Origin of the sequence: Acetoanaerobium pronyense, assembly GCF_017874355.1 — a bacterium.
In the GTDB taxonomy this organism is placed as follows: Bacteria; Bacillota; Clostridia; order Peptostreptococcales; family Filifactoraceae; genus Acetoanaerobium; species Acetoanaerobium pronyense.
In genome coordinates, this window is record NZ_JAGGLI010000018.1 from 1 (window position 1) to 23,122 (window position 23,122).

Genomic DNA, 23,122 nt, shown 5'->3' on the forward strand with positions numbered 1-23,122 from the left:
GCTGCTGAACAAACTAGGATAGCTCCATCCATCTGAGCTGCTCCTGTGATCATGTTCTTAACGTAGTCAGCATGGCCTGGGCAGTCAACGTGTGCGTAGTGTCTGTTTGGAGTCTCATACTCAACGTGTGCTGTTGAGATTGTGATTCCTCTTTCTCTTTCTTCTGGTGCCTTATCTATGTTTGCAAAGTCTACTGCTTCTCCGAATCCGTATCTGTCGTGAAGTGTTTTTGTGATTGCTGCTGTTAGTGTTGTTTTACCGTGGTCAACGTGTCCTATTGTTCCAATATTAACGTGCGGCTTATTTCTTTCAAATTTAGCTTTTGCCATTTTCCTTTTCCTCCTCTTAGTAAACTGAGCCTAGTGTTTCCTGGACTTTAAATTAAATGGAGCTCACGAGCGGACTTGAACCGCCGACCTCCGCCTTACCAAGGCGACGCTCTACCTACTGAGCCACGTGAGCACTTACAATGGATATTTTACTATGTTTATTTCTAAAAATCAAGAAAAAAACTCTAGATATCCCTTTCTTCCAAAAACTTTTCAAACTTCCTCTTAATTCTTTGAAGAGCATTATCTACACTCTTTACGTGCTTTTCAATTTTGCAGGAAATCTGCTGATAGCTATATCCTTTTAAATAGAGCCCTAAAACCCTTGATTCAAATGGGCTTAGCATTTCTTTCATCTTAGCTCCAATAACCTTCATTTCCTCCTGACTTATAACAAGCTGCTCAGGGTCACTAATCACAGAATTAGCAATAAGATCCATAAGAGTCCTCTCGGATTCTTCATCGTATACAGGCTTATTTAAGGATATATAAGAGTTAAGAGGTATATGTTTTTGCCTTGTTGCCGTCTTTACAGCGGTAATGATTTGCCTTGTAACGCAAAGATCTGCAAACACCTTAAAAGAGCAGGTCTTTTCATAATCATAGTCCCTGACAGCTTTATAAAGCCCAATCATACCCTCTTGAAGAAGGTCTTCTTTGTCAGCACCAACTATAAAATAAGACTTGGCTTTTGACCTGACAAAGTTTTTGTATTTTCTCATGATTTTATCAAGGCTCTCTTCATCCCCATCTTTTGCCTTGAATACTATATCATCATCAACTTCATCTTCTTGGAAATCATAAGTCTTTTTTTCTTTTTCCTTTAAAGAAAACATCTTTTGCTGTTCAAAAAAATCCATAATTCCCCCCCATAGACTAGCAACCATCAGGACATCACCTTTTTATTATACGCTAAAAAAGCTCTTTTATTCAAGTTTATTGCGAATTCTTCCTTATTTTCTCTAGCTTTTCCCAAGTTTCCTTGTCTATGATAGAATCAAGGGTATTTTTCGAAACATTTGTATTTTGAGTTTTCTTTCCTATCTTTACCCTGGAATTTTCCACTTCAATTAGGAGCTCTCTAGTGGATATCCTAGATCCTCCCTTGCCAAGAATCATTTGCTGCTCAGCCATGTCATCAGTAGCTACACTTATATTGAGATGTTTTTTCGGCCCGAATTGAGCTATTAATTTTTCTATATAAGCATCTGCAGTCTGCTTTTCCTTTGTGTAAACAACCTTTAGATTCCCAATCTCAGTTTCTCTTTGGTCCGATGATTTTATTCTATATGCATCGTAAACTATTATTGTATATATACCCCGAAAAGATGCATATTCTGAAAGTATGGTATTTAGCTCCTCTCTAGAAGCTTCTAAATCAGTTTTAGATAGCTCCTTGAGCTTGGGCCATGAGTTTATTACATTATAACCGTCAACAATCAAATAATCCCTATATCTTTTTTTCAACTTAATCTACCTTCTTTAGCCTCTTTCTTCATTAGAGACCTCTTTGTCTTAGGGCTTCATATATAACTATCGAAGCAGCAACAGAAGCATTTAAGGACCCAACCTTTCCCTTCATAGGAATAGATACCTTATAATCACACTTCTCCTTCAAAAGCCTAGAAATACCCTTGCCTTCATTCCCTATTATTAAAGCCACGCTACCCTTCATATCTTGATTATGATAAGGAGCTCCATCCATATCAAGACCGTATATCCAAAGTCCTTCATCCTTTAGCTTATCTATAGTCAAAGCTAAATTCGTAACCTTGATTACAGGCATATAAGATACTGCTCCCGCAGACGCTTTTTCCACTACCTGAGTTATAGTGGCAGATCTTCTTTTAGGTATAATAACTCCATGAACTCCTGCACCTTCTGCACTTCTTATTATTGCCCCAAGGTTATGAGGATCTTCTATTTCATCAAGAATTACAAAAAATGGAGCCTCTCCCTTATTTTTTATATCCTCAAGCACATCTTCAAGCTCATAATATTTATATTCAGAAGCTATAGCCACTACCCCTTGATGAGCAGACCCTTCAGCAAGCTCGTCAAGTTTTTTTCTATCAACTTCCTTGATTATTATCTTCTTTTCTTTCGCTATTGCAATTATTTTTTTTATAGAGCCTTCTTTTTCTTTAGCCTTGATATATATCACATCAATATTTCTATCGCTTCCTAAAGCCTCTATTACTGGATTTCTTCCAGAAATTATCATTTCATCACCTGCTATATCAGTATTTTAAAATCCCCTATCTTGATTGAGGGCTCTACATATTTATTTTTTTCTATACTTTAAAAAATTGTACTCTACACTTTTAAATTCCTTAATCTCACTTTCAGATACAAGTTCCCAGCTATCTTCTTTATATAAATTTGGAAAATATTTATCAGCAGAGTAGGTCTTATGAATTTTAGTAACATATGCTTCAGTGCAGTATGGCATAAACTGTGTAAATACCGACTGCCCTCCAATTACATATATATCCTTTGTATCATAACCCTTTATATTTTCAAATACTTCATCCAAAGAGCGACATACAGTTAGTCTACTATCTTCAAATGAATAATCCTTGCTTAAAACAATATTTAATCTATCTTTCAGTGGAGCTCTCCCAGGCAAAGAGTCAAAGGTTCCCCTTCCCATGATAAGAACTTTTCCAATGGTTTTTTCTTTGAAAAACTTCATATCCTCTGGAATCACCTCAAGGAGCTCCCCTGCGCATCCAATCCCCCAGTTTAAATCTACTGCCACAATAGCTTTCATAATCTATACTTCCCCCTATATAGCAACTGGAATTCTCTTTATCTGCTCCCCACTTTCATAATTTTCAAGGGTGAAGTCTTCCACCTTGAAATCATAAAAATCTTTAACCTTAGGGTTAATAATAAGCTTCGGAGCAGGATATGATTCTCTTTTGATAAGCTCCTCAACTAAAGGTATATGTCTATCATATATATGAGCATCCGCAATTACATGAACAAACTCTCCAACCTCTAAATCGCTAACTTGAGCCATCATATGCACAAGAATAGCATACTGAGCTACATTCCAGTTATTTGCAACCAGTATATCTTGAGACCTCTGGTTTAGTATTGCATTTAGTTTATTTCCTGTAACATTAAAAGTCATACTATATGCACAAGGGTATAAATTCATAGTATGCAGGTCTTGATGATTGTAGATGTTTGTCATGATTCTTCTGCTGTATGGATTATTCTTCAGGTCATATAGCACTCTATCTACTTGGTCAAACTCTCCTTCTTTGTACTTGTGCTTAATCCCAAGCTGATAACCATAGGCAGTTCCTATAGTTCCCTCTTCGTCTGTCCAGCTATTCCATATCTTGCTATTTAAGTCCTTTACATTGTTTGATTTCTTTTGCCATATCCATAAAAGCTCATCTATAGCAGCCTTCAAATTTGTAGGCCTTAACGTAAGGATAGGAAACTCCTTTGAAAGGTCATAGCGATTTACTACTCCAAACTTCTTTATTGTATGAGCAGTCTCTCCATCTTCCCATTTAGTTCTTACAACTTCGCCCTCTGAAGATGATCCATTTTCTAAAATATCTCTGCACATATCAATGAAAATCTTATCCGCTTTACTCAAATTAATCTTCCTTTCACATTTCATTTATTTTTAATAAAATCTATATTTAACCTAATTTTTAAATTATATCTTCCACATTAAATTTTATATACCATTCTATAATATATTAAACCATGGCAATACATATTGCAATCTAAGCTATGTTTCAAATCAAATTATAATCTCTTATCGGTTTTGTAAAAATATGTCTTTAAATCCTTAATTAATATATTTGCTTGATTAAGGATTTTAAAGAGAAAGGTTTTTATTCAAAAAAAGCTATGGAAATTTAAAATTTTCCACAGCTTTTTAACCTTTAATAATCTGCCAGTTGAGCCTTTCCATTCATAGACGATTTAAACATAGTAAATGAAGTATATGTTATTACAACTATCACAAGCCATCTAAGGATATCTATAGGCAGAGATTTTACTATATAAGCTGCAATCAATACCCCAACTATTCCACATAGAGCTATAATTATAGAAGCCTTTCTGTTATAAGATTCCTCTTTGATAAATTTAACCGATGCAACTGGCATCAAAAACGCACAAGAGCCCATCATTATAGGAAATGCTACAGCTGGAGAAAGTCCTAAGAAGTAAACAAGAGCCATGCAAGGAGCATAAAGCCCTATCCCTAATGTCATAAGTGCACCAAGAATAAAATTTCCTATAATCGCAATAAGAAGACTTACCCCTGTAAGACCTATTGCATCTCCACCGCCCGGCATCCATCCAACCACTCCAGCAAACATCAAAAATGCAGTGGCTAAAAGAGCTATAGCCATTCCTAACTGTATCTTTCTTTCAGGAAGTCTCGAAACTATCCCGGCCCCCAAAAACGCTCCCACTGTAGCCGCAATAAGCATAGATACGAGTGTTATAATTTCTACATCAATTACAGTCATAAATGCAAATGCCTGAACCGCTATAGGAATAGTACAAGAAACATTTAACGTACCTGGTATTTTTCTATCTTCAACCTGCTTAAAAGCCTTAAAAAAAGCTGTAAGAGGAGCAAAACTTCCTATCCCTAAAGTATCAAAAAAGTTAGCCGTAAACCCTGCAGCTCCTACTAAAGGCATATTTGTACCTTCTTCTAAAACCTCTTTGTTGGTAGCTACATCTTTAAAAAAGATAAATCCCATCCATGAAACCATAAGTCCTAAAACACCTAAAATCAAACTAATCATAGTTATGCATCTCCTTAAATTGCCTTTATAAAAAAATGATTTCCATTATTCCAGCTCTTTTTTCTTCTTTGACAAAAATAAAACGTGAATTTTCAAAGCTTGAATAATGTTTTCTAGTATATCACCAGATATACAGTTTGTAATTATTATAATTTTATTTTTTTATCTAAAAAAATCACTTTCATAAAAATCTAGCCCTTTTATTTGTATAAAACATAACAAAAGGACGAAAAAAAACGAGATTGATTTACAATCCCGTTTTACTAATCGATGCTTTATTAAGCAGCCTTAGATGAATCTTCTGACTTAGTAGCTGATTTAAACATAGTTACTGAAGTATATGTTATTACCCCTATAACTAGCCATCTAAGTATATCTAGCGGAAGAGATTTAACTATATAAGCAGCTATAAATACTCCAACAAGACCAAAAGCAGCTATAGCAAGAGAAGCTTTTCTATTGTATGCTCCTTCTTTAACAAATTTAACAGATGCAACTGGCATTAGGAATGCACAAGATCCCATCATTATTGGGAATGCAACCGCAGGACTCATACCAAGAAGATAAACAAGAACCATAGACGGTGCATAAAGTCCAATTCCAAGCGTCATAAGAGCTCCAAGTATAAAGTTACCAACTATAGCAATTATAAGTTTCCCTCCAGTAAGACCTATAGCATCTCCTCCACCTGGCATCCAGCCCATTTGACCAGAAAGCATTAGGAAAGCAGCAATAAATAAAGCTACAGCCATACCCATTTGAATCTTCTTTTCAGGAAGTCCTGCAACTATACCAGCTCCAAGCCAAGCTCCAAGAGTTGCAGAAGCAAGCATACTAATAAGGGTTATAGGTTCAACTTCTATAGCAGTAATAAATATAAATGCTTGAGCAACAACCGGCGGAGTACAAGAAACATTTAATGTTCCCGGAAGTACTCTATCCTGTATTTGCTTAAAAGCTCTAAGAAGAGCTGTTGTAGGAGCAAAACTCCCTATTCCAAGTGTATCAAAAAAGTTTGTAGTGAATCCAATAAGTCCCGAAGTCACAAAATTAGTTTCAGTTTCCATAGCAGCTTTGTTTTCAGATAAATCCTTTGCAAAAGCAACACCAAACCAAGCAGTCATAAGTCCAAGTACACCAAGTATTCCTGTAATCATAATAGACCTCCTTTAAATTTGTAGGTAATTAAAATTCATAAATCACAAACCCTAATCACCTATTAATGAATATATAATTGCATCCCCAAAAGTTAATATTTGTTTTAAATATAAATTAACTTTTAGTTATATTACCATTTTACTTTATTGTTAATTTAAAATCAATAATTTGTTTCCATTAAACAGTAAATCCATACTTAAGTGGATCTTCAGGATCTATAACAAAATGATTAAATCCTGTTATATAAGCACTTCCTGTAATTTCAGGAACTATTGCATCAAATTCACCGACTTTAATTTCTTCTAAAATTCTTCCTTTAAACAACGTACCTGTAATGCTCTCATATACAAATAAATCTTCCTTAGAAAGCTCTCCCTTAGCAGCTAGGGTAGCCATTTTTGCACTTGTTCCAGTTCCACAAGGAGAACGGTCAAGCTGTCCTTGCCCAAACACAACAACATTTTTGTATGTAGCTTCAGGATGCGTAGGTTCATCATATATTTCAACAAGATCCACAGTATTAATATGAGATTTTTCAGGATGTTTTACTTTCACTTCATTATTCACAATATCTCTTATTTCAAGTCCGAGCTTTTTAAGTATATCTGATTGAGAAGTTTCTACTTTTACTCCAAGCTCAGATGCATGAACTATAGCAAAGAAACTTCCTCCAAAAGCTATATCTAATTTTACCTTCTTCCCTAAAGAAGGAACCTCAATCTCCACGTCTTTTTTGAAAAGGAAGGAAGGAACATTAACTATAGATACTTCTTTAACTTTTCCATTTTCTACTTTTGCATTTGCACTTATGATTCCAGCCGGAGACTCCATTTTTATTTCAGTAAACGGCTCCTTCACCTCTACCATTCCTGTTTCCACAGCAACAGTAGCAGCTCCTATAGATCCGTGCCCGCACATGTTTAAGTATCCTCCGCCATCCATAAATATAATCCCAAAGTCAGCACCTTCTGCGTTAGAGCTTGTTATTATGGAACCAAACATATCATTATGACCCCTTGGTTCATGCATAAGAGCAGTTCTTACATAATCCAGATTATCTTCAAGGTATTTCTTTTTATCAGCCATAGTTTGACCTGATATTTGAGGTATTCCTCCTATGACAACTCTTGTAGGCTCCCCCATAGTGTGGGAATCTATAGCGTGAATTCCTTTTGAAAAAATCATTATTTTGCTCCTTTCATTTTAAGTTTCAACATAGCCAGTGCTTTTTTGGAGTCTAAATATGTTACTGTATTTTCTCCAACAACCTGAGTTTCAATCCCTTCCTCAGATTTATTAAAATCCACAATAGTATCCATATATTGATTTTTGACAACAAAGTTAGCCTGAGTTCCTACAAAACTAAGTCCTACAACCGGGATATTTCTTTTACCTATTTCTTCTATAGTATTTGCATAATCTACATGGCTATTTCCCCATCCGTCAACAGATATTATTGTTCCATCTGCTCTCATTGATTCAAGCCATACTGCGGTTCTTTTCCCTACGAAATCCTTTTCCTCATTACCCTGTGGGGTGCCAACCAAAATCACTCCAAGCAAGTCTATATCTTCGTCATTTGACACTACATCAAGAAGAGGATCTCTAAAGTGGTGTAGTGAAGTTTCTTTTGTAGATGGTCCTATACCCATATGAAACCCTCCCTTCTAAGTCATAGCTCTTATAGCTCCGTCTCTATACTCGTTAGGAGAAAGTATAATAGGAACATTGCCCATATCTATAATGCTTCTGCCCCCAGAAAAACCAGATGGTTCATTCGGCAGTATTTGGTTATCATACATAGCACCTTGACCTGCAATCTGTTTTATTATTGCAACTCTTTTTTTACCTACTCTTATCTTGTCATAAAATTGATGTTTTTCAGTACTACTTCTTCCATCCATCTTTTTAAGTACATCTCTAAGTACTTGGATAAACTCGTCACAAGCCTTATGGCACTCTATTATAGCTTCTCTTTGTATACCTTTTCCTTGATAAAGGGTTATATCAAAGGATATAATAAAATCTTTTTCACAAGGAGTTCCAGCTCTTCCCTTTACAATCTGATTTTTTAGTATCCCTTCAGAAGATCCAAATTCAGCTACCTGAACCCCTTCTTCATCAACTCCAGTAAGCATAACATAGACACCAGTAAGGGTATGTGTTATCCCTTCACCTAATTTCCCAAGAACCTTTGTGGATATAGGAATTATATCCATTATACTGTTAGTCCAAATTTCATGTTCGTACGGCTTTATAACTTTTATTTTTATATCCTTTATAGATTGATATTTTGTGATTATTTTGTCAATTTTAGATAAAGAAAAACTTAGGCAGCTGTTTTCTAAAGAAACTTTTTCACTTTCCTTTACTTCATTTATATGAAAACTCTTTATAACAAGCTTTCTAAGGATAATCTCATCCTTCTTCACGTCATCACCTTCATACTTTTATACCTAGCCCGCCAAAGAAAGGGGGCTAGGTATTATATTTTATACTAAAATTAAACCTTAGCTACATACTCAAAAGGAAGTGGAACTATCTTTCCAGCACTTGGTATTTCAATAAGTTGCTTTAAAGATTCCTTAGCTATAGCCTTTTGCATTTCTGGATTATTTGGCTCTCCCGCATTTGCGCCCATTGGCACAAGTGGCGCAACCGCTCTTGGAGTTCCGTTTTGTCTTACAACTGGTGGTAGTGCAGCAATTATTATTGTAGGAATCCCCGATTCCTCTATCGCTCTCTGTACTATTACAGCAGAACGGTGACACGTACCTCAGCCAGCTGTTAGAAGCACAGCATCAACGCCAGCTTCTTTAAGCTGTCTTGCAATTTCTGGACCAGTTTCTTCTGTGAATTTTCTCTGGTCTCCTCCACCACCCATGAAACCTACGTTTATAGGTGCTAAAGCTTTTATAAATCCTTCTTTTACAAGCTCTCTCATAGGATCTATAGGGAACATGCAGTTTACGTCCTTGTTTACATCTGCATTATCGTACCCTCCATGTGATACCATAAGTTCAGAAGAAGGAGCATCTCCAGGAACTATTCTAAAACTGAAATCTCCTGCTAGATTGAATCTCTTATCTGATTTAAGGTGAACTCCTGCCGCTGTAACTAGGGCAACAGTCATGTCTTTTAATTCTTTTGTTACCGGAGTCCATACCGGTGGCGGTGTAATCGGTACAAATATCTCCGATTGCAGTCCTTTAACTACTGTTAACTTAGACATTAATCTACCTCCTTTATATTTTGATTTCTTTTCTTTATGTTACTAAGATATTTTTCATTGACCTCTTCCCCTAGAACTTCAATAAAACTCATATTGAATCCTATTTCCTGACCTACTTCTATGGGATAGTCTGTTATTACCATTCTTTTCGGAACCTTGAAAAATCCAAGTCTCCCTTTTAAATCAACAGATATGGAGCAATCATCAGCTTCAACAATTACGCCTTCGATATATATTATTTTATCTCCATATTTCATATAATCACCTTTTCATAGAAGCTAAATAGATTTATTTTATGCTTCGTAAATTTCTTTTCTCTTTTTGCTCATCGGAAGAACTTTTTCATTAACAACAAGGTCGATTTCTTTTCCTGTTTGTTCTTCTATAAGCTCAACATTGCTTTCTTTTACATTTGGATTGTATTTTCTTTCAGGAGCCTTAACTTCTTCTCCAGCTATTGCAGCTTTGATAAGGGCTATTGCTCTTACAGCATCTTCCTTACAAAGAGTATTGTTTGAAAGAATTTCGTTTTCTATACCTTGTGCTGATTTATTGTGATCAACCATGTATTTCATGTATTTGTTTCCAACAACAAGTGCTCCCTGCTCAGCGCAGAATGACATACCAACCACTGCAATACCTCTCATACCTACTTGCTCATGGTGGCTTGCAAAGTCTATATGATTGTTTCCGAATCCTTCAGTTGTTATGAAAGCTCCATCTACATCCATAGCTTCAATAAGCATTCCCAGTCTTTCAGAAACATAGAACTTTTCAGAGTTTACCTGAGGAGATCCAACAAACACTACTCCAGCAAGATCAAGTTCTTCATCATTCATTACTTCCATTACAAGAGGCTCTCTCCAGTAATGTCTAGAATTTTCTTTAGATGCAGGTCCTATGCAAGTAAGTGCATGTATTCCGCCATCAAGCACTTCAAGTGGAGAAAGTACCACTGGAACGTTTCCTAGGTCAACGTTTGGCTTAGCTCCTATTATTCCAACTGGTTCAACAGGAAGGATAAGGTTGTCATGCATAGCTCCTTGTCCCATTATCTCTTTTACTATTACAACTTTTTTCTTTCCAGGTCTTCTGTACTGTGTTAATTCCTCAGTTTCAACTACAAGAGAATCGTCAAGCTTCTTAAGAGCTTCTCTTATTTCTTGAGTTATATAGTCTGTAGCCTTATGAGCTGCAAGAGGTCCTGGTCTTTCCATATTTGTTCCAGCTTTTATAGTAACCTGAGTCTTGATTAGGATTTCTCCTTTGTCAGGAGCACCAGGTCTTCCCCACATGATGTTTGCTTCAAGCTCGCCTTCAGAAGAACCAAATTCCCCTATTTGAACTCCATTTTCATCAGTTCCTGTAACTACTATTATCGCACCGTCAATAGTTCTAGTAACACCAGTTCCTAGCTTACCTTCTCCTTCTTTAGTAGCTATAGGCTGTACATCCATTATTGTTTCGCTGTACTTTCCATAATCTTCAGGAGTAACTATCTCAAGTTTTATATCTGTTACAAGTTTGCTTACGTTTACAGCATCACCGCATACGTCTTTTCTTATATAAAGTGTAGTTCCTTCGATTTTAGTTTCATCAGAAAGCTCTACCTTGTCAATTTTATAATGTTTTTTCGAAAGACTTCTAACAGCCTTTGCAGGTATTTCAGTCTCTTGCACAGAAGGAGCTACTGAGTTTGCAGCTACAACTGGCGCTACTTCCTGTGCCACTTGATTAGTAGCCTGTACTCCGCCTACTAGAGAAAGAGGAATTTCAAGATTGATATCTTTCCCTTCTCCAATATGTATCTTTACAAATGATCCAGCAGTAGTCACTTGTGGAGCAGCCTGAGGCTGAACAGGTGCACTTGCTACTTCTTTAGTTTCTTCTTCAGCTACAGGAGCTTCTTCAGAAGCTATAGATTTCACTCCTTCTAGCATGTCTGGCGTAAGTGGAGTAAGTGAGTCTATAGTCTTTACAAGCTTAGCTCCTAGCACCTCTCCTATTTTTAAGCAGTTTGCAGGTATTGTTAAAAGTCCTGAATCTTCAAGATCGGCAAATATAGCAGGATCTTCAAGATTACTTGGTCCTATTTCAGTTCCCTCTTCTGTTCTGCAACAAACGACAGCTAGGTCGTTTTCATGCTCTTTTGCAGTTTCTAAAGTAATTGACAATCAAATCGCCTCCTATTCTTTTTCTTTTATAAATTATTTATTTTCTTCTGTTCTTCTTACTAGTTTTTTTCCGGAGGCTCTAAGTACATGATCTGTACTATGATAAGTTGGAACTCCTAACCTAGGAGCTACGTTCATCACGGTGTTAGTTCAGTCTCCGCAAGTCCCTGTAAGAAGTACTTGAATACCTTTTTTCTTCATAGAAAGAACTTTCTCTGCTTGCCCTGGACAAACCCCTGGCATATCACAGCGAAATCTTCCATTAACTTCTACCATCCTCTTACATTTTTCCTCAGCTATGACCTCTGCCCCCATAGCCTTTGCTATTTCTTTTAATCTTTCTTCCTCTGCTCCACATTCACAAGCTAGTATCCCTACTTTTCTTACTTCTTGTGGGAATGGCATAGCTACAAGTGCTCCACCAAGGGTTTTGGTAACAGGAGAATTTTCATCTCCGCCTTTTCCAGTATACGGTCCTCCTAGAACTATTTCTCCATAAGGCTTGATATACCCACCACAAAGATCTATGTATTTTTTCACAGGCTCTCCAAGTGGCACATCCATAAAGGCTTTACCTTTGCTTGCATCTTTTACTCTTCCTGCTACAGTTATATCTTTAGTTATATAAGGTTTTCTGTTTTCTATTGCATTAACTATATGCTTTAGAGTTTCTACGTTTTGTATCACGGCATTAGCCTCAGTTGGAAGCTTTCCTACCTCTAGTTCTATACCTAATACCTCTCTTATAATAACTCTTTCATCTCCTGCAGGATACATATCAGGAAGAAGCTTTACTTCTATATCAGGCTCCATTTGGCATATTGCCTTTAGAGCTTTGACAGCTTTTTTGTTTTTAGGCTTAAGGGTTATGTAACCTTTTGAAGCGTTAGTAATCTCTTTTATATACTTAAGACCCCTAACTACTATCTCAGGATTTTCTTCCATAAGCTTTACATTGTGAATAAGTATAGGCTCACACTCAGCACCATTAGCTATAACATATCCTCCTGTAAGGTCTGCTCCTAGCTTTATATGAGTTGGAAACCCAGCTCCTCCAGAACCTACAATACCAGCTTCTTTAATGGCTTCAAGATTAGAAGAAGTATCTTTTATCTTGATATACTCATCACTTTGAACTTCATCCGCTAGTATTATAATAGCGTTTTCAGTTACAGCCTCAACCATACCGTAAACACTGCTGTGAAGATTAGCTCCAAGCCCTTCAGGTACGGCTATAAGCTCTCCTTTTTTCACAGAGTCTCCTTCTTTTACTATCGCTTTACAAGGAGCTCCTACATGTTGCTTTAAAGGTAATGTAATTTTCATCTTTTCACCTCCTTAAACATTCTTTCAGAAGTATAATAAGCAACCTCCGTGCCAAAAAATGTTTTTTGATTTTTTATTTTTTCAAAAAACCTCAAACCCATTCAAAAACCTAATATAGATTTTTTAAATTGATTTTATAGTAATAACTTATAGAAAAGCAACAAAAAAATAAGTGTCAATGATTCGACACTTATTTCCCTGTATTTTCCATTTTCTCATAATTGTTAAGCTTATATCATAACAATAACCTCATTTTAATTACTTAACCTCCCTAAGTGTCAGATTTTAGACATATGTCAACGGACTGACACATTACATATATTCCACTAAATCATAGAACTTTATCTTGTAATAAAGGGTACTTCTTGGAATATTCAGGACCTTCGCCGCCTTGAGTTTATTCCCTCCTGAAAGCTCCATAGCTTTATGAATTGTTTCTATTTCAATGGATTTTACTCTTTCCTGCAAATCGTAACTCTCTGATTTTACAATAGACTTAACCCTAGATAGTAGATGAGGCGGGAGACTTTCCATGGTCACCTCTCCATTTTTAGAAAATACCACTAGGTGCTCGACAGTGTTTTTAAGCTCTCTTATATTTCCAGGCCATTCATATCCCATAAGCTTTTGATATACTTCGGGGCGTATATTAGGAAGATTAATATGATTTTCACTACAAAAATCCTCCATAAAATATTTAACAAACATAGGTATATCTTCTGATCTCTCGTTTAGGCTAGGAAGCTTTAGGTTTACAACATTGAGTCTATAATAAAGATCTTCTCTAAAAGCTCCAGTTCTTACCATATCTTTTAGATTCCTGTGGGTTGCAGATATCACCCTTATATCTACATCTACAGCCTTTTCTCCCCCTACCCTGCTTACCTGTCTCTCCTGAAGCACTCTAAGAAGCTTTGCCTGCATATAAAGAGGCATATCTCCTATCTCATCTAAAAAAATAGTTCCTTTATTGGCAAGCTCTACCTTACCTACTTTTCCTTTGCTCAGGGCTCCTGTAAATGCTCCACCTTCATAACCGAACATCTCACTCTCAAAGAGGTTGTCTGGTATTGCACTACAGTTTATAGCTACAAAAGGTCCACTCCTGCCACTAGCCTGATGGATTGCCCTTGCAAATACTTCCTTTCCAGTTCCACTTTCACCACTTATAAGTACGCTACTCGTTGTAGCTGCAACCTGAGCTGCAATATCCACTGTATTTTTCATAATCAAGCTTTTCCCTAGGATGTTTCCAAAGGAAAATTTGTCTTCATTCATCCTGCTAACTTCTGTTTGAAGATAGTCGAGCTTTTCCTTTGTAAGCTCAAGCTCCATAGATAGATTCATTACCTCAGATATATCTCTATCTGTAGACACCGCCCCTATTAGCTTTTCCTTTACAATAAGGGGCATAGCACTTATATTTATGTATGTATTTTCTCTTGGACTATGAATAGCATTTTCAGCCGCCTTACCAGTCTTAAGAACATCAAGAAGAAGTGCCTTTGGAAAAAGCTCTTTTAGCTTTTTTCCCACAGCCTCCTCTTTGCTCACTCCATAAAGCTTTTCTGCTCTTCCGCCCCAAAGAGATATGATTCCTTCCTTGTCTACAACACAAACTGCCTCATGAAGGTTGTCAAATACAAATTCATAAGCCTCTTTGGTTTCATCGATTTTCGAATAAACCTTGTTTAGTATATCTATGGTTCTTACTACTCCCACCATTTTTCCTTCATTTATTACAGGAAGTCTTCCTATAGATCTTTCTTTCATTATATTTCTTGCCTTGATAGCACTTTCTGCCATATCTATAACTATAAGGTCCTTTGGGATATCAGAAATATTTTTAAGAAGAAACTTTTCTTTTATATTTTCACAAGAATCATCTCTTATTATATTTACAACGTCATTGAGGGTGACTATTCCTTTTGGAATGCCACCCTCACCTTTTATGAATATATCTCCAGCATTTATTTTACTCATGGCAAGTATAGCTTCATTTATAGTAGCATTTTCATCTATAAAATCAAACTCCCTGCTCATTATATCTTTTACTGTAAAATATTCTATCTTATTTAAGAACATCGAATCCCATCCTTCTCAAAATACGGATATAAATTTTAAGATTATCTCTTAAATTTCCTTATCTTAAGAACAATATAACCCGAAGTGATTTTTTTTTCAACCTCTCCTTATCTTAAAATTAATAAGCTTTAGCTGCATATATCATATGTTTTGCAGGCTTTTGGCAGAAGTGGCAAGTATCTCCAAGGTTTTCTTGGTTGAAAGGTATGCATCTTATAGTAACTCCTGTTTCATCCTTAACCTTAGCCTCACACTCTTCTTCTCCACACCACATTCCCTTTGCAAAGCCTGGTGACTCTTTCATTTTGACTTTGAATTCTTCATAATCCTTGAATGTAAATGTTTTTTCATCTCTATATTCAGTAGCTCTTCTAAGCATATCATTATGAACTGTATCAAGAAGGGCTGATATACTTTCTCCTAGATTATCCAAAGAGTAGGATTCTTTTGAAAGGTCATCTCTTCTTGCTATCATTGCAATATTTTGCTCTATGTCTCTAGGTCCTATTTCAAGTCTTAGAGGAACCCCCTTCATTTCATACTGATTGAACTTCCACCCTGGAGAATAGTTAGTATCGTCATCCAGCTTTACTCTTATTCCTTTAGCTTCAAGTTCTTTTTTGATTTCATACGCTTTATCAAGAACCCCTTCTTTATTTTGAGCTATAGGTATTATTACAACCTGAATAGGTGCAACTCTTGGAGGAAGAACAAGACCTCTATTATCTCCATGAACCATTATAATCCCACCTATAAGTCTAGTTGATACTCCCCATGATGTGTGATGAGGATATTCAAGCTCTCCACTTCTTCCTTGGAAGGTTATATCAAAGGCCTTAGTAAAATGTTGTGCAAGGTTGTGAGATGTTCCAGATTGAAGAGCTTTTCCATCATGCATAAGAGCTTCTATAGTGTATGTTGATTCAGCTCCTGCAAATCTTTCTCTATCAGATTTTCTACCATCAACCATAGGAATAGCAAGTAAATCTTCAGCCATTTCCTTGTATATACTAAGCATTTGAAGAGTTTCAGCTTGAGCCTCTTCAGCTGTTTCGTGAAGTGTATGTCCTTCTTGCCATAAAAACTCAGATGTTCTAAGGAAAGGTCTTGTTGATTTTTCCCATCTTACTACAGAGCACCACTGATTGTATAGGTAAGGAAGCTCTCTATATGATGTAAGCCACTTTGAATACATAGAGCAGATTATCGTCTCTGATGTAGGTCTTACGCAAAGTCTTTCAGCTAGCTTCTCGCTACCTCCATGAGTTACCCATGCAACCTCAGGAGCAAAACCTTCCACATGCTCTTTTTCTTTATTTAAAAGACTCTCAGGAATAAGCAGTGGGAAGTAGCAGTTTTGGTGACCTGTTTCTTTAAATCTTCTATCAAGGAAGCTTTGAATATTTTCCCATATCGCATATCCATAAGGCTTTATAACCATGAATCCCTTTACAGGAGAATAATCCACCATGTCTGTTTTCATTATTACATCTGTATACCACTGTGGAAAATCATCTTCCATCTTAGTAATTTCTTTTACGAATTCCTGTTTCTTCGCCATCTTTTTTCCTCCATAAATTCTATTTTTAAATACAAAAAAGCCCTCATCTCTATATTTAGAGACGAAGGCTCGCGGTACCACTCTAATTAGCGCAAAATATGCACTCCCTCAAAAGGATATAACGCTCCCAACGTCTGGCTTTTTACCAGATGCTCAAGGATAGGTTCGGTTCAAATATAGCCAAGAAGTCTTTCAGCCGGTGGACTTCACTCTCTGTAAGGCATCATCAAACTTAGTAATTCCTCTCATAGCAATTTCTAGATTGTTTGCTATCAATATTATTATATAACCCCTCTTCTTGTCAAGAGGATTTTAAAATAATAGATAATTTGTGATTTCAAGCTCTATATAACTCTTTATTTTTAGTTTCTTACAGCTTCCTCTATAATTCTCATACCTCTTGATATAAGGGTATCCATCTTTTCATGCTCTTCATTAAAATAAAGATGTCCTATAAGTGCTTCAAATCCAGTGGCATATCTATAGTCAGAAACCTTGGCATTTTTTGGTATAGAAGAGACTTGATTACGCCCTCTTTTCACTATATTCCAATCATCTTCTCTGATATACCCTTCTTCAAAGAGACCAAGCACCGCCTTTGCCTGGGCAGAGGCTTTAACGTATTTTATAGTTTCTTTGTGTAGCTCATTGACTTTAAGGGCAGGATTTCTCTTGATTACCATTTCCCTTACCTTTATTTCGTATATTGCATCTCCCATAAAAGCAAGAGTTAAAGATCCTAATTGATTCGTTTCCACTTAGTTCCCTGCCTTGTATCTTCTATTTCTATGCCCATATTTTTTAGTTTTTCTCTTATATCATCTGCTTTTGCAAAGTCCTTGTCTTTTTTTGCAGCCTTTCTTTCCTCTATAAGCTTTTCAACCTCCTGGGATATATCTTCTCCCTCTGAGATATTGGCAATATTAAGGACTCCTGTAAGTTCATTTAAAAGGGATAGATTCATTTCAACCCATTCCTTTGAAGATGAGTCTGAAACTGTAGTATTTGCAAACCTAGCGACTTCAAATATTGCACTTATTGCATCCGCTGTATTTATGTCATCATCCATAGCATTTATAAATTTATCTTTAAAGCCATAAAGTTCATTTATCAATAATTTTTCGCCTTCAGTAAGAAGTCCCTGTGCGTGACTTGATAAAAACATTAGCTTTTCCTTAGAGTTTAGTATTCTCTCCATTGCTGATTTTGACTGAAGAAGCATTTCTTTGCTGAAGTTTACAGGATTTCTGTAGTGAGCAGAAAGCATAAAGAATCTTACCACCCTAGGGTCAATCTCTTCTAAGATTTCCCTTACTGTAAAAAAGTTTCCTAATGATTTGCTCATTTTTTCATTATCTACGTTGATATATCCATTATGAATCCAGTAGTTTGAAAATTGCTTTCCTGAGCAAGCTTCACTCTGAGCTATTTCATTTTCATGATGTGGGAATACAAGATCTTGTCCTCCTGCATGAATATCTATAGTCTCTCCAAGGTACCTTTTACTCATTACAGAGCATTCTATATGCCATCCAGGTCTACCTTCGCCCCAAGGAGAAGGCCAGCCTATTTCTCCTTCTTTTTTTCCCTTCCAAAGAGCAAAGTCCATTGGATTTTTTTTATGCTCATCCACATCTATTCTCGCACCTAGGTTTAGCTCTTCTAGCTTTTGCTTAGAAAGTTTTCCATACTCTTTGAATTTTTTAGTGTCAAAATAAACATCATTGTCTTTTTCGTATGCATATTCTTTTGAAATAAGTTCTTCTATAAAGGCTATTATTTCTTTTATATTGTCTGTAACCCTTGGATGCACACTAGCTCTCTTGATTCCAAGGGCATCTGCATCCTTAAAATACTCTTCAATATATCTATCTGCAACATCAAAAGGAGATATACCTTCTTCATTTGCTTTTCTTATGATTTTATCATCTACATCAGTAAAGTTTTGGACATAGTTCACTTCATAGCCTCTATACTCCATATAGTTTCTAAAGGCATCAAAAACTATAAACGGCCTTGCATTTCCAATATGAAAAAAATTATAAACCGTAGGTCCGCAAACATACATCTTAATCTTATTCTCCTCAAGAGGAATAAATTCTTCTTTTTTTCTGGTAAGCGTATTGTATAGTTTCATAGCATCCACTCCCTTTTCGAGCATTTTTTATAGTTCTATCTCAACTCTTTTCCCATCTAGTTTAACCAGCTTGGCAGGTATTCCTACAGCAGTCGAATTATCCGGGATATCCTTAAGAACTACTGCATTAGCACCTATTTTAGAGTTTTCACCTATAGTAATTGGTCCTAAGACTTTTACACCTGCAGATATTATAACATTATTTTTGACAGTTGGATGTCTTTTTCCTTTGTCTTTTCCTGTTCCGCCAAGAGTAACTTGATGAAATATAGTTACATCATCTCCTATTTCTGCAGTTTCACCTATTACTATACCCATTCCATGATCTATAAAAAGTCTTTTACCAATTTTTGCTCCAGGGTGGATTTCTATTCCAGTAAAAAATCTTCCCACTTGGGATATGAATCTTGCAAGAAAAAATCTCTTTTTAGTATAAAGAAAATGAGAAACCTTATGGAAGGCTATTGCGTGTATGCCTGGGTAGTTTATAAGTATACTTATGAAGCTGCCAGCTGCAGGGTCTTTTTCCCTTACAGAATCTACAAGCTCTCTAATACTTGAAAATATACCTTTACTTTTTTTTGTTTTTTCTATGGACATCTCACTCATCCTCTTCCCCTCCATAAGGTCTATATTAGTCTTGATAAAGCATAGTACTCAGATATCTCTCTCCATTATCAGGAGCTATAAAAAGTACCTTTTTCCCTTTTCCTAATCTTTTTGCAGTTCTAAGGGCAGCATCAAATGCAGCTCCTCCTGATATTCCAAGAAGAATCCCCTCTGCTTTTGCTAAAAGCCTAGCTCCTTCAAGAGCCTGATCAAGAGTGATTTTTTCTATAGAATCAACATAATCAAGGTTCATTATAGAAGGCACAAAACCTGCTCCTATACCTTGTATTTTATGTGGTCCTGGCTGTCCTCCTGAAAGTACTGGAGAATCTTCTGGCTCTACTGCAATGATTTCAATATCAAGGTTTTTTTCCTTAAATACCTTTCCAACACCTGTTACAGTTCCTCCAGTTCCAACTCCTGCAACAAAAGCATTTAAATCATTTATATCTGCAAGTATTTCCAGAGAGGTATTTTCTATATGAGCATCTACATTGTAGCAATTTTCAAATTGGGAAAGCATAGTGTATCCATCTTTTTCCGAAAGTTCCTTAGCTTTTTCTATTGCACCCTTCATACCCTTTGTTCCATCAGTAAGGACAAGCTCTGCTCCATATGCCTTTAGAAGCTGTCTTCTTTCCATACTCATAGTATCAGGCATAGCAAGAATCACTTTATAGCCTTTAGCGCTTCCTATCATAGCTATCCCTATACCTGTATTTCCGCTTGTAGGCTCTACAATTATATTTCCTTTTTTCAGACTTCCGTCTTTTTCCATTTTCTCTATCATATTTAAGGCAATTCTGTCTTTTACAGAACCTCCTGGATTGAAAAATTCAAGTTTCACATATATATCCGCAATATTTTCACTCTGATTTTGGAGTCTTACCACAGGAGTTTTTCCTATAGTTTCAGTTATACTATTAAACAACATCATCTTTCCCTCCTAATTTTATTAAAATTTAAATCCATAGTATTCCACTAGGAATAGTATGGATTTATAATATATTAATTGGCACAGTTTTGTCAATCAATATATACCTTTTTAATATATATTAGATAAACTATATATCCATTTTTCTTTAAATGTTGATATATATTACTTGAATTTAGACTTGTTTTCCTTTTAGCTTTGAAGACTTCCAACGTTTTTTATTACAATTGATACACTACCATCTCCATTTGATACAAACTCCAGCTTTGTATCATCTCCATAATAATCCACTGGGATTTTTATCTCTATTCCAGTCTCTGTGGTAATCTTTTGCATCTCATATTTTCTCTTTAAAGAGCTTTCAGTAACCTCTATCTCCTCATCTGCTATTCCTGCTTTAGAAAGAGCCTCTTTATATATATGTCTCACTTCATCATTTTCTTCAAAAGCTTTTTCGACTACCTTTTCTACTTGAAGGGCACCATCTTCCATCACTGCATCGTAAACTGCTTTTTTTATCTTTGCTTTTTTTTCTAGGTCCTCCCCTATATACTTATCCTCTATGTTTTTTGTAACCTTATTAAAAATATCCAGCTTTTCCTTCTCCGAGTTTCCACTTTCGCATTTAATAAAGTTTTCCTTAAGGTAGTTGACCTTGTCTCCGTTTATTTCGTATTTTTTATCAAGAAGGGCAATATCCATATGCATAAGGTGAACCACAAATCCTTCATCCGCTTTGTGTCTGTTTGTTGCAAAGAGGGAAGAATCTCTCACTATTGATATGCTTTGTCCATCCCTTATAGCTTCCACCTTTCTTGTAAGAAATGTCTTGTAGTTGTACTTCATGACCCCAAGATAAGGTACATCATCCATAAGAAAAAGTACGCAAAGCAAATCCCCAGAAGGCATAGATGGATTTTCTTTCATTAACTTAAAAAGGTCGTATGAAATCTCTTTTGTCATATCCATAAAAGCAGATAGATTTTCAGATAATATATTGCATGAGGCTTTAACTACACTATCCGCTTCCGAAAACCTTCCCCACTTCATATCTTTTGATGCAAGTATTGAGTTTAATCCCGCTTCAATAAATCCAAAGGTAAGGCTATCCTCTTGATCAACCTCAAAGGTAGAGCAAAGAGGAGTGTCATTTTCCACATTTAGCACATGAATTACAGCCTTTAAAAACTCTAATTTTCCTATCTCAAACATAAGTCTCTCCTTTTATTTTAAATTGAAATTCCCATACCTATATAGAGGTGATGGGAATTTTTAAGTTTAATATTTGATTGTTAGATATGATTAGAAATCATATAGTCTATTCTACTAAGAACTTTTTCTTTTCCTAAAAGGGTAAGGACCATAGGTATATCAGGACCATGATTTTGGCCAGTAATAATTACTCTAGTTCCCATAAAAAGGTTTTTACCTTTAATTCCCTTTTCCTTTTGTATTTCTTTAAACATCGAAGATACAAAATCTGGAGTAATTTCATCTTTAGCAGAAATCTTAGCCTTTAGAGCTTCTGCAAGTTCCTTCATATGCTCAAGCTTCATAAACTCTTTAGCTTCTTCCTCTACATAATCTACCTTATCACTAAAGAACATCTTTATTTCAGATGGGAATTGAGCAAGGTAATCCAGTCTGTCTTTTACAGTATCCATAGCCATCTTTAGCCATTCTCTACTGTTTTCTATTTCTTCTTTAGACATAAGCTTTTCTTTTATTATAAATGGAGTTGCTATATCTATGAGTCTATCTGTATCAGTCTCTTTAATATAATGACTGTTTACCCAGTTTAGCTTTGCAGTATCGAATACCCCTCCGCTTTTAGAAACTCTCTCTAGAGAAAAAGCTTCTATAAGCTCATCCATAGAAAATATTTCTTTGTTGTCTTCTGGAGACCAACCAACTAGAGCTATATAGTTAACAAGAGCCTCTGGAAGATATCCCTTGTTTTTAAAATCCTCAACAGCTACATCTCCCTGTCTTTTAGAAAGCTTTTTTCTTTCACTGTTTAGTATATTTGGAAGGTGTACAAATGTAGGAGCTTCCCAGCCGAACATCTTGTAAAGAAGGACGTGCTTAGGCGTTGACGTAAGCCACTCTTCCCCTCTTATTACATGAGTTATGTTCATTAGATGATCGTCTACAACTACAGCAAAGTGATAGGTTGGAAAGCCATCTGCCTTTATAAGAACCTGATCGTCCATATCAGATGTATGTATAGATACTTTTCCTCTTACTACATCATCAAATGAAATGTTTTTATTTTCTGGAAGCTTCATTCTTATTACGTGATTTTCTCCTCTATCTAGCTTGTCTTGAAGCTCTTCAAGGGAAAGTTCCCTGCAATGACCATCATATTTTGGGTCAAGGCCAGCCTGTTTTTGCTCTTCTCTCACTCTTTCAAGTCTTTCTTTAGTGCAAAAACAGTGATAAGCATCCCCTTTATCTAAAAGAGTATTTATATAGCTGCTATATATTTCAAGTCTTTCTGATTGTATATAAGGACCAAACTCTCCTATTTGAGCAACCTTTCCATCCTCTAGGACAACTCCCTCGTCATGGTTTACAGATGCCCAATCCATAGCTCTTAACATACCCTCGAGGGCTCCCTCTACAAGCCTTGTTCTATCAGTATCCTCTACTCTTAAAACATAGTTTCCCTGCATTTTTTTTGCATAAAGAAAATTATATAAAGCCGTTCTTAAGCTTCCTATATGTACAAAACCTGTGGGTGATGGTGCAAACCTAACTCTAACGCTCATAAAAAACCCTCCC

General features: G+C 36.0%; 23 protein-coding genes, 1 tRNA gene and 1 other annotated feature. All 24 genes read right to left on the reverse strand.

The window, feature by feature from the left end; all coding sequences use genetic code 11:
- Positions 1–329: GTP-binding protein (locus J2Z35_RS08470; protein ID WP_245330818.1), on the reverse strand; the 329-nt coding region annotated here is incomplete at its 3' end.
- A gap of 57 nt (positions 330–386) precedes the next feature.
- Positions 387–462: transfer RNA gene (locus J2Z35_RS08475), tRNA-Thr, on the reverse strand.
- 52 nt (positions 463–514) lie between these two features.
- On the reverse strand, positions 515–1,165 hold the full coding sequence (gene sigH, locus J2Z35_RS08480; RefSeq protein ID WP_209661017.1) for an RNA polymerase sporulation sigma factor SigH: 651 nt from the start codon (positions 1,163–1,165) through the stop codon (positions 515–517).
- Between the two features lie 100 nt (positions 1,166–1,265).
- Entirely contained in the window at positions 1,266–1,796 is a 531-nt protein-coding gene (locus J2Z35_RS08485; protein ID WP_209660969.1) for an NYN domain-containing protein, read from the reverse strand.
- Between the two features lie 31 nt (positions 1,797–1,827).
- Positions 1,828–2,553, reverse strand: a complete 726-nt coding sequence (gene rlmB, locus J2Z35_RS08490; RefSeq protein WP_209660970.1) for a 23S rRNA (guanosine(2251)-2'-O)-methyltransferase RlmB — start codon at positions 2,551–2,553, stop codon at positions 1,828–1,830.
- 60 nt (positions 2,554–2,613) lie between these two features.
- Positions 2,614–3,102 carry a dihydrofolate reductase gene (locus tag J2Z35_RS08495; RefSeq protein ID WP_209660971.1) on the reverse strand — a complete coding sequence of 163 codons (489 nt, stop codon included), beginning with the start codon at positions 3,100–3,102 and terminating at the stop codon, positions 2,614–2,616.
- 15 nt (positions 3,103–3,117) lie between these two features.
- A complete protein-coding gene (gene thyA, locus J2Z35_RS08500; protein WP_209660972.1) occupies positions 3,118–3,948 on the reverse strand; it encodes a thymidylate synthase in 831 nt (276 codons plus the stop codon).
- A gap of 295 nt (positions 3,949–4,243) precedes the next feature.
- The gene (locus tag J2Z35_RS08505) at positions 4,244–5,122 is read right to left on the reverse strand and encodes a sulfite exporter TauE/SafE family protein (RefSeq protein WP_209660973.1); all 879 of its coding nucleotides are present in this window, start codon (positions 5,120–5,122) and stop codon (positions 4,244–4,246) included.
- Positions 5,123–5,400: 278 nt separating this feature from the next.
- Entirely contained in the window at positions 5,401–6,279 is an 879-nt protein-coding gene (locus J2Z35_RS08510; RefSeq protein ID WP_209660974.1) for a sulfite exporter TauE/SafE family protein, read from the reverse strand.
- 178 nt (positions 6,280–6,457) lie between these two features.
- Entirely contained in the window at positions 6,458–7,465 is a 1,008-nt protein-coding gene (locus tag J2Z35_RS08515; RefSeq protein ID WP_209660975.1) for a proline racemase, read from the reverse strand.
- Positions 7,465–7,932: a glycine/sarcosine/betaine reductase component B subunit gene (locus J2Z35_RS08520; RefSeq protein ID WP_209660976.1), complete on the reverse strand. Its 468-nt coding sequence runs from the start codon at positions 7,930–7,932 to the stop codon at positions 7,465–7,467. The genes J2Z35_RS08515 and J2Z35_RS08520 overlap by 1 nt, the downstream gene beginning before the upstream one ends.
- Positions 7,933–7,947: 15 nt before the next feature.
- Positions 7,948–8,712: a proline reductase cluster protein PrdD gene (prdD, locus tag J2Z35_RS08525; RefSeq protein WP_209660977.1), complete on the reverse strand. Its 765-nt coding sequence runs from the start codon at positions 8,710–8,712 to the stop codon at positions 7,948–7,950.
- A 71-nt stretch (positions 8,713–8,783) separates the two neighbouring features.
- Positions 8,784–9,512, reverse strand: coding sequence for a D-proline reductase (dithiol) protein PrdB (prdB, locus tag J2Z35_RS08530; protein WP_209660978.1), 729 nt, complete (start codon positions 9,510–9,512; stop codon positions 8,784–8,786).
- Positions 9,512–9,769 carry a CBO2463/CBO2479 domain-containing protein gene (locus tag J2Z35_RS08535; protein WP_209660979.1) on the reverse strand — a complete coding sequence of 86 codons (258 nt, stop codon included), beginning with the start codon at positions 9,767–9,769 and terminating at the stop codon, positions 9,512–9,514. The genes prdB and J2Z35_RS08535 overlap by 1 nt, the downstream gene beginning before the upstream one ends.
- Positions 9,770–9,805: 36 nt before the next feature.
- Positions 9,806–11,686: a D-proline reductase (dithiol) proprotein PrdA gene (prdA, locus tag J2Z35_RS08540; protein WP_209660980.1), complete on the reverse strand. Its 1,881-nt coding sequence runs from the start codon at positions 11,684–11,686 to the stop codon at positions 9,806–9,808.
- A gap of 33 nt (positions 11,687–11,719) precedes the next feature.
- Complete coding sequence (prdC, locus tag J2Z35_RS08545) at positions 11,720–13,012, reverse strand: proline reductase-associated electron transfer protein PrdC (RefSeq protein ID WP_209660981.1); 1,293 nt, start codon at positions 13,010–13,012, stop codon at positions 11,720–11,722.
- Positions 13,013–13,324: 312 nt separating this feature from the next.
- A complete protein-coding gene (gene prdR / locus J2Z35_RS08550; protein ID WP_209660982.1) occupies positions 13,325–15,097 on the reverse strand; it encodes a sigma-54 dependent transcriptional regulator PrdR in 1,773 nt (590 codons plus the stop codon).
- A gap of 118 nt (positions 15,098–15,215) precedes the next feature.
- Positions 15,216–16,658 carry a proline--tRNA ligase gene (gene proS, locus J2Z35_RS08555; protein ID WP_209660983.1) on the reverse strand — a complete coding sequence of 481 codons (1,443 nt, stop codon included), beginning with the start codon at positions 16,656–16,658 and terminating at the stop codon, positions 15,216–15,218.
- Positions 16,659–16,712: 54 nt separating this feature from the next.
- Positions 16,713–16,916 (reverse strand) — a binding site (T-box leader).
- A gap of 104 nt (positions 16,917–17,020) precedes the next feature.
- Entirely contained in the window at positions 17,021–17,416 is a 396-nt protein-coding gene (locus J2Z35_RS08560; RefSeq protein WP_330623416.1) for a Mini-ribonuclease 3, read from the reverse strand.
- Positions 17,398–18,795, reverse strand: a complete 1,398-nt coding sequence (gene cysS, locus J2Z35_RS08565; RefSeq protein WP_209660984.1) for a cysteine--tRNA ligase — start codon at positions 18,793–18,795, stop codon at positions 17,398–17,400. Before cysS ends, J2Z35_RS08560 begins: the two co-directional genes overlap by 19 nt.
- A gap of 27 nt (positions 18,796–18,822) precedes the next feature.
- Positions 18,823–19,404 carry a serine O-acetyltransferase EpsC gene (gene epsC / locus J2Z35_RS08570; protein WP_245330819.1) on the reverse strand — a complete coding sequence of 194 codons (582 nt, stop codon included), beginning with the start codon at positions 19,402–19,404 and terminating at the stop codon, positions 18,823–18,825.
- Between the two features lie 25 nt (positions 19,405–19,429).
- Positions 19,430–20,338, reverse strand: coding sequence for a cysteine synthase A (cysK, locus tag J2Z35_RS08575; protein WP_209661019.1), 909 nt, complete (start codon positions 20,336–20,338; stop codon positions 19,430–19,432).
- A gap of 192 nt (positions 20,339–20,530) precedes the next feature.
- Positions 20,531–21,550: a nucleoid-associated protein gene (locus J2Z35_RS08580; protein WP_209660986.1), complete on the reverse strand. Its 1,020-nt coding sequence runs from the start codon at positions 21,548–21,550 to the stop codon at positions 20,531–20,533.
- A gap of 80 nt (positions 21,551–21,630) precedes the next feature.
- Entirely contained in the window at positions 21,631–23,109 is a 1,479-nt protein-coding gene (gltX, locus tag J2Z35_RS08585) for a glutamate--tRNA ligase (RefSeq protein ID WP_209660987.1), read from the reverse strand.
- Positions 23,110–23,122 lie beyond the last annotated feature (13 nt).